The sequence below is a fragment of the Bacillus sp. HNG genome (assembly GCF_003400205.1).
In the GTDB taxonomy this organism is placed as follows: Bacteria; Bacillota; Bacilli; order Bacillales; family Bacillaceae_L; genus Ferdinandcohnia.
In genome coordinates this window covers 1-1,434 of sequence record NZ_QUQV01000053.1, presented here as the reverse complement: position 1 = coordinate 1,434, position 1,434 = coordinate 1, and the positions used below count along the sequence as shown (strand labels likewise).

Annotated in this window: 1 protein-coding gene; it reads left to right on the top strand. The window is 36.3% G+C overall.

What is annotated here, in order from left to right; all coding sequences use genetic code 11:
• Positions 1-54: 54 nt before the first annotated feature.
• Positions 55-1,403 (top strand): IS3 family transposase gene (locus DZB84_RS24595; protein ID WP_116354913.1). Its coding sequence is split into 2 segments (ribosomal slippage): positions 55-499 and positions 499-1,403, totalling 1,350 coding nucleotides; the frame shifts between segments, so codons are not numbered across the junction.
• Positions 1,404-1,434 lie beyond the last annotated feature (31 nt).

The following is a 1,434-nucleotide window of genomic DNA, read 5'->3' as shown; positions in this document are numbered from 1 at the left end:
TGAACTGCCCCGTAAATGTTAGACACTCTACTAACATTTACGGGGTGTTTTTTTATGGCTAAATTTACTTCAAAGGAAAAGATACTAAGTGTTTTGAGATATGTACAGGGAAATGAACCAATGAGTGAAATTGCGAAAGATCTAGGTGTTCACCTCAGTATTTTCAGTACATGGGTTCGCTTATATGAACATCAAGGGGAAAGTGCCTTTATTAAATCCTATACAAGCTATTCTTCACAGTTTAAAATGGATGTAATTAAACATATGAACGAAATGGGTACTTCCTATGTTGAAACAGCTGCCATTTTCAATATTTCCTCACCTGAGATGATTCGAAAATGGCGATTACGGTTTGAAGAAGGTGGAATTTGTGCCCTAGAATCGAAGAAAAAGGGGCGACCATCCATGAAAAAAGAATCAAAGAAACCAGCACCAATTGAAGGATCAGTTGAAGCACTACAAGCGAAAATTGAACGTTTAGAAATGGAGAACGCCTACTTAAAAAAGTTGAATGCTTTAGTTCAAATGCAAGAAAAATTACAAACAAAATCAAAGCGCAAGTAATTTTTGAACTAAAGCATAAGTATGAAGTTGTGGATCTAGTCGAAGTCGCTGACATTAAACGTAGTACATATTATTATTGGGAGAAAAGATTAAATCAACCTGATAAGTATGCGAACGTAAAAGAAAATATTAAAGAGATTTTTCATGAACATAAGGGACGTTATGGACACCGTCGGATCACGAAAGAACTAGAGAAACGAGGGTTTAAACACGATAAAAAAACCATCAATGGTTTAATGAATGATATGGGCTTGCTATGCTTAGTCCGCATGAAAAAGTACCGTTCTTATAAAGGTAATGTGGGAAAAATTGCTCCGAACATCCTAAACCGCGATTTTTCTGCAGAGAAAGTGAATCAAAAATGGGTAACCGATGTGACGGAATTTCACCTATTCGGTGAGAAACGTTACCTCTCTCCAGTACTTGATTTGTGTAATGGTGAAATCATTGCTTATAACATCATGAACCGTCCTGTTTATAAATTAGTCGGAGAAATGTTAGACCAAGCAATAGAACGTCTTCAGCCAGGAGAGCACGTGATTCTTCATTCAGATCAAGGCTGGCATTATCAAATGAGACAATATCAAAAAACATTAGAACAGCACCAAATTACGCAGAGTATGTCCCGAAAGGGAAACTGTTTGGACAATGCGGTCATGGAAAACTTCTTTGGCTTATTAAAGTCCGAACTCCTTTATCTACAGGAATTTGACAGTATAGAGCATTTTGAAAAGGAATTAGCTGATTATATTCACTATTACAATCACAAAAGAATGAAGGCAAAATTAAAAGACCTGAGTCCGGTGGAATACCGAACTCAAGTCTTAAAAGTTGCTTAAAATATTTGTCTAACTTTTTTGGGTCAGATCA